A 6,877-nucleotide genomic window follows, 5' to 3' on the forward strand; every position below is an offset into this window, starting at 1 on the left:
CAAAATATATGAATTTATTTAAATAAATAATGAAAACAGTGTTTACACACAACTCATATAATATTAACATGAAATACATAAAAGACTATAAATAAAGGAACAATCAATATTCGATCCAACATATTTTATCTCAACACGAATAAATTCAACGACAACTCATTTCATTTATTTTTCTCAAAGAAAGAAAATTCTGGGCTACTTTCATATATAAACAAAAATAATTTAATTTAAAAAAGGAGCCTACGCTCCTTAATCGATAACTAGATTCTTTATACCATTTTGTTTTGCACAATCATAGAACTCCTGCATCTTTTCACTAGAATACATTTTTGGATTCTCTTTAAAACAATACTCCATATCTAAATACGCATATTTAGATTGAGCTAGAGGATTATAATTCAAGATTTCATAATGAACATCTTCATAACATGAAACCAAAAACTTCGAAATCAAAGAAATATTATCAAAAGACGCCGTCATAGTAGGGATTAAAGGCGTACGAACAATCACGTGCGCTTTTTTATTGCTCTTAAGTAAATACGCAATATTCTTTAATATTTTTTCATTGGATATACCCGTATACTGTTTATGCAAGTTTTTATCATACAACTTACAATCACAATAAATCTGATCCAAATATGGTAAAGCCTTTTGTACATTCTCTAAATCCGTATATAGACTTGTTTCAATAGCCGTATGAATTCCTTTTTCTTTACAAGCCTTTAATAAATCCATCAAAAAATCACTTTGTAAAAAGGGTTCTCCCCCAGAAAAAGTAACTCCACCTTCTCTTTTAAAGAATATTTCATCCTTTAAAATTTCATGAACACATTTTTCTACCGTATACTCTTTGGCATCCATACTCAAAGCTAAAGTAGGACATACATCACAAATCGCATTCCAATCTTCTCTTGCGTTTCTTGAAATACAAATTTTATGATCTACGCACCTAATTCCACCTTGTTTTGATGCATGTACACAACTAAGACAATGCATGCATTTGGATTCCATATATAAAACTTGTGGTAAATAAGACAATCCTTCTGGATTTTGACACCATTTACAACGAAGTGGACACCCCTTAAAGAATACCGTTGTACGAATTCCTTTTCCATCGTGTGTCGCAAAACGCTTAATGTCAAATATATATCCTTTAGATGTTGTCATAACTTGTCCTTGCGATAATTTCATCCTGTAATTCTCCTGCTAGTTCTGTAAAATATGCAGTATAACCAGCAACACGAACCGTCAAAGAACGATATTGATCTGGATGTATTTTGGCATTTAATAAATCTTCCTTACGAACCACATTAAATTGAATATGCGGAATCTCCAAGTCAACAAATGTACGCATAAAATTCGCAAACTTATCAATGCCAGATTCTGTTTTAAAGAATTCTGGTAAAAACTTCATATTTAATAGGCCACCATTTGTTGTACAAGAATTATCTAAATGCGACACCGATTTTAAGACTGCTGTAGGCCCCTTTAAATCACGACCATATACAGCCGATAATCCACCATCTGCCAAAGGCGTTTTGGCAAGTCTTCCATCACAACTAGCCCCTACATTTTCTCCCATAGGAACATGGGCACTCACGGTATACATTCCTGTATGATATTCTCCATTACGATAATTTGTATATTTTCTTAATTTATTTCTAAACTTCAATGCCCATTTGGCACCCAGCTCATCCACCCAATCCACATCATTTCCATACTTAGGTGCTCGATTTAATAACATTTGGCGCATGACTTCATTGTTTGAAAAATTTTCTTTCAAAGCTTTTTCTAAATCAGCTGCATCAATTTTCTTTTCATCATATACAAGCTTTTTTAAAGCTGCCAAACTATCCGCAAGGTTTGCCACTTGAATCATTTGAATACCCGACAAATTATAATGTGCTCCACCACGCGTGACATCCATTCCTTTTTCCATGCAATCATCAATGACACTTGATAAAAAGGCTGTTGGCAAAATATCAATATGTGCTTTTTCCACTTCTTCTAAACACGGAATCATTTTATCAATAAAATAATCCATCATTTTTTCAAAGGCAGATTCTAAATCAGAAAACGAAGTATATGTACTTAAAGAACCGTAATCAGGTCCCATTTGTTTTCCTGTCAACAAACAATGACCATGATTCAATGTAAGCTCTAAAACTTTATTCATATTAAACATGCCCGAATCCGACCAGCCTAAATTATTGCCTTGTGTTGTAAGTTCCACACAACCCACAATCGCATAATCCATGGCATCAAAATGTGATATACCTAAATCTTCCATCGCCTTAATAATTGCCTTATCATTGAAAAATTGTGGCATTCCACTTCCCTTAGAAACAACTCGAATCGCATGTTTTAATAGTTCATCATTTGTATGTTCATGTAAGCGAACCGATAAGTTAGGTTGAGGAAGGCCAATATCTTCTTGTGCCTTTAGAAACATATGACTCAATTCATTACTAAAATCATTGCCATTTTGATCTTGTCCACCGACACAAATATTGAATCCAATTGGAAAACCCGCAAAATACTTAGCACTATGCGCATTTCTTAAATATACGATCTCATTGAATTTCAACCATAAACATTCAATCAATTCTAAAGCTTCACTTTCTTTTAACATACCCGAAGCTATATCTCGTTTATAATAAGAATATAAAGTTTCATCTAAACGACCCGGTGAAAAACTAGATGCGTTGCTTTCCATGTGTAGCACTACAAATAAAAACCATAATGACTGCAATGCTTCATGGAATGTTGCAGCTGGTTTATAAGCTAGATTTTCACAAATCTTTGCGACATCTTTTTTATTCATTTTTAAAGCTAGATCATGATAGCGAAGCATAAACTTCTGTACACCTTGCATCACTAAAATAACACATTCATAAAATTCTTTTTGTGAATCAGAACATGTCTCTAAATGTTTTTTTGCTAAATCAATATAGCCTTGTGGACCAATCTCTAACCATTCCTTCACATTCGGACAAATATGCCCCTGTGCATGATCGGTTTGATTGACTTTTACCACTTTCGAAATTGCACTGATTTCAGCACCAAAACGATTTTTAATAACATCCTCTAAACTTTTACCTTTCCAATATGGAACAATCACCTTACGAAAAGTTTCAATATCTTCAGGATGCACATTAAACTTATCTTGAGGACGAGTTGGAATTGTTTCAAATTCACGATCCACCCAAGAAATTCCGCTTTCAGGAAAAACAACACCATAACGAACACCTTTTGTACGATTAGCAACAATCAACTCTTCTGGCTCCATACCAATTTCAATTTCACTTAATGCGTTATACAAAGAAAGTGCACGCTTATAAGGAATCGATTTATCTTCATTTTCTTGATATGTTCGTGTAATAATCAAAGCTTGCTCAATACTTACAAAGCGTGGTTGAGACAACATTTTATCTTTAAGAATAGAAATACGATCTAACATAGTAAGTCCTCCATTTACAAATCCATTATAAAAAGAACTATGATTAAAATCAATAGTTCCTTATTACTTTTTATTACTTTTTATTGTTTGTAGAATCCCATAAAATTCATTCATCTTGGCATACTCATAATTTCCTATTTGATAAAACTTATCCGAATCCGCCAACATATAAGACTTTTTCGATTGTTTTAAAACAATACGCTTTGTTTGACCATCATTTGGCATATAGGTCATAACACTTTTTGATTCTAAATCTATACCAACCACACCTAAAAAAGCTAAATCAAAATGAAAACGTTGAAGAAATTCATCACACATATTACCCACAAAACCATTTCTTGCATAATCAAATTCTCCACCAATGAAAATAGAATGGATTTGACTTGTAGAAAGAATTTGAATTACATCCAACATATTGGTAACGACTGTAATATCTGAAATAGGACTTAAGACTAATAATTTAGCTAATTCAATATTCGTAGTCGAAATATCCAAAAAGACTGTCATATTTGGTTCAATCAAATCATAAGCCATTTGCGCTATTTTTTGTTTCTCCTTACTATTCACATTCTTTCTAGAATTGGCATCCTCTAAATGCACATTTAAACGCTTCAAAATCGCTCCACCATAAATCTTTTTACATTTCCCTTTCGATTCTAAAAAAGCTAAATCTTTACGAATTAAATCGGGGGTTACACCAAAACGTGTACTCAAATCTTTTACCAACACTTTACCATTCTCTTGTAAATCTTCTAAAATTAAATTTTGTCTTTCTTCTACAAACATACTCATCACCTGTTTAAATATTATATCATTTTTGTGATATACTAAGAAACATCGAGGTACTACAAATGAATAAAAACGGAAATTTTACAAGTACGGTAGGATTTGTGCTTGCCTGCGTAGGTTCTGCCGTAGGAATGGGAAACATTTGGATGTTTCCATATCGCTTAGGACAATATGGAGGAGCTGCCTTTCTAATACCATATTTAATTTTTATCGCCTTATTTGGTCTTGTTGGTTTATCGGCTGAATTTGCGCTAGGAAGAATGGCAAAAACAGGAACGTTAGGTGCTTATGCATATTGTTGGAAAAATAAGTTTGGTAAATATATCGGATGGCTTCCGCTACTTGGATCTCTTGGGATTGCGATTGGATATAGTGTCATTTTAGGATGGGTATTTCGCAGCATTCAAGGCGTACTCACAAACGAACTACTCACAAATGACATTCCAGCTTTCTTTACAAATATGACACAATCCTTTTCGAATGTGCCATGTCACTTTCTAGTCTTGTTTGTCACTTGTTTACTTCTTTTTACAAGTGCCACAAACGCCATTGAAAAGGTCAATAAAGTATTAATGCCAGCCTTCTTTATTTTATTTATTATCCTTGCCATTCGTGTCAGCTTATTTAATGGTGCCATTGAAGGATATAAATTTTTATTTGTTCCTAAATGGGAATATTTACTCAACAAAGAAACATGGATCATGGCTATGGGACAAGCTTTTTTCTCCTTATCCATTACCGGTTCTGGAATGATTGTATATGGAGCTTATTTAAAGGATGATGTCGATATTCCAAAAGCAAGTATGCAAACGGCTATATTTGATACAATTGCTGCGATGCTTGCAGCACTTGCGATTATGCCTGCCGTATTTTCTTTTGGCATTGACCCCGTTAGTGGTCCTAGTTTAATGTTTTTAACTCTTCCTGAAGTATTTAAACAAATGCCACTCGGTAATTTCTTTGCCCTATTCTTCTTTATTTCAGTGTCCTTTGCCGGAATCACCAGTCTAATCAACATGTTAGAAGCTGTGTGTGAATCTTGGCAAAACCGATTTCACATTTCTAGAAAAAAAGCGGTTCTTGTTTGTGGAATTATCACATTCATCATTTCTGTATGTATTGAAAATGGAGATATTGTTGGTAAATGGATGGATGTTGTCACAATCTATATTATTCCTTTTGCAGCACTACTTGGAGCCATTACCATTTATTATATTTTAGGATGGAAGGCTTTAAAACAAGAATTAGACAAAGGAAGAAAAAAGCCGGTAGGACCGACTTTTAAATTCTTAGGTAAATATGTTTACGTATTTCTTGCCATTATTATTTTGATTTTGGGAATTCTTTATAACGGTATTGGCTAAGCGTTTCTAAATTTTTCCAAGTAAATACACAGTCCTCTAGTACCATATAACTATGAGGGCTGTTTTCTTTTGGAATCGAAACTGAGCCTGGATTCATATAAATAATACCATCTCGATTTTCAATTGCAGGAACATGGGTATGTCCACATAGTAATATATCCCCCATTTTTAATTTAACAGGTTCTAAATGTCCATGTGTACAATAGATAAAAAGTCCGTTTATATCTAACGCAGAATAATCTGCTAAACATGGAAAATCCAATACCATTTGATCCACTTCACAATCACAATTTCCACGAACACATAAAATCGAGTCTGAAATGGAATTTAACATCTCAATCACTTTTTTAGGTGCATACTCTTTTGGCAGATCATTTCTAGGGCCATGATATAAAATATCCCCCAATAAAATCAATCGATCTGGTTTTTCGTATTTGTAAGCATCCATTAGTTTTTGACAATAATAACTTGAACCATGGATGTCACTTGCGATCATATATTTCATAAATTTCTCCTTTAAAAAAAGAATGCCGAAGCATTCTTTTATTTATTATTCACCTTTTTCTAGAGCTAATGTACGAGTTGTTAAATCACATACTTCAGTTGGTCCATAATATTGGATAGCTCCTGGATAAGTATATGCAGTTTCAACAGCCCATGTATCACGGTTTGCTTCGAAGAATTTGAATGGTTTTCCATCTAATTCAACCAATGCTTTTTTGATAACTGGTTTATCTTCACCATTACGACGTTCGATGTTCATCATCTTAGTGATTGGCATACCACCAGCAACCCATTCTTCAGCTGGTTTAGATAAGTTAGATACTTTTGATAAATATCCATTATATCCGTATTGGATCAACATGAATGCGTTGTATCCTAATGAGTAGCAATAGTCAGCATCAAAGTTTGATGGGAATGCACAACGTCCTTCGTATCCGAAGAAGTGGTGTAATGCATTGAATTTACCTGTAAATCCTCTTTCAGTTAATTTATCTTTAACTAAAGCTGAGAACAATTTTTCTGATTCAATTAAAGATACCTGTACGTTTCCGTGTGGATCTCTTTCTAAGAATAATTGTTGTTGGATAGTTTGAGGTAAGATTGCGAATACAGCCATTGATTCAGCAGTTAAACCTTTTTCAATGAATGCATATTTTTCTTCCCAGCTACCTAATGCGTTAAATTCTTCTGTTTTGTTTCCAGCCAATAATTCGTTGATTTCAGCAATCAATGCTTTAAATTCTGGAACGAATTCAAACCC

The 6,877-nt window shown here is 33.5% G+C and carries 6 protein-coding genes; 1 reads left to right on the forward strand and 5 read right to left on the reverse strand.

Translation table 11 applies throughout. The features are described from left to right. Positions 1-249: 249 nt before the first annotated feature. The 3 genes from EUBIFOR_RS09165 to EUBIFOR_RS09175 form a co-directional block, all read right to left on the reverse strand. Positions 250-1,191, reverse strand: coding sequence for a glycyl-radical enzyme activating protein (locus EUBIFOR_RS09165; RefSeq protein WP_003865753.1), 942 nt, complete (start codon positions 1,189-1,191; stop codon positions 250-252). Then, positions 1,154-3,460 (reverse strand): glycyl radical protein, encoded by a 2,307-nt coding sequence (locus EUBIFOR_RS09170; protein WP_003865754.1) that lies wholly within the window; start codon positions 3,458-3,460, stop codon positions 1,154-1,156. The genes EUBIFOR_RS09165 and EUBIFOR_RS09170 overlap by 38 nt, the downstream gene beginning before the upstream one ends. A gap of 63 nt (positions 3,461-3,523) precedes the next feature. Beyond that, a complete protein-coding gene (locus EUBIFOR_RS09175) occupies positions 3,524-4,246 on the reverse strand; it encodes a DeoR/GlpR family DNA-binding transcription regulator (RefSeq protein WP_040466457.1) in 723 nt (240 codons plus the stop codon). Positions 4,247-4,311: 65 nt separating this feature from the next. Between EUBIFOR_RS09175 and EUBIFOR_RS09180 the strand changes: the two genes are divergently transcribed. Next, a complete protein-coding gene (locus EUBIFOR_RS09180; protein WP_003865756.1) occupies positions 4,312-5,613 on the forward strand; it encodes a sodium-dependent transporter in 1,302 nt (433 codons plus the stop codon). Here the strand turns inward: EUBIFOR_RS09180 and yfcE are convergent. Then, positions 5,573-6,118 carry a phosphodiesterase gene (gene yfcE, locus EUBIFOR_RS09185; protein WP_003865757.1) on the reverse strand — a complete coding sequence of 182 codons (546 nt, stop codon included), beginning with the start codon at positions 6,116-6,118 and terminating at the stop codon, positions 5,573-5,575. The two genes, EUBIFOR_RS09180 and yfcE, sit on opposite strands and share 41 nt — an antisense overlap. 45 nt (positions 6,119-6,163) lie before the next feature. Further along, a partial coding sequence (locus EUBIFOR_RS09190; protein WP_003865758.1) for a 6-phosphofructokinase occupies positions 6,164-6,877 on the reverse strand: 714 nt, incomplete at its 5' end.

It is taken from the genome of Holdemanella biformis DSM 3989 (assembly GCF_000156655.1).
GTDB classification, from domain to species: domain Bacteria; phylum Bacillota_I; class Bacilli_A; order Erysipelotrichales; family Erysipelotrichaceae; genus Holdemanella; species Holdemanella biformis.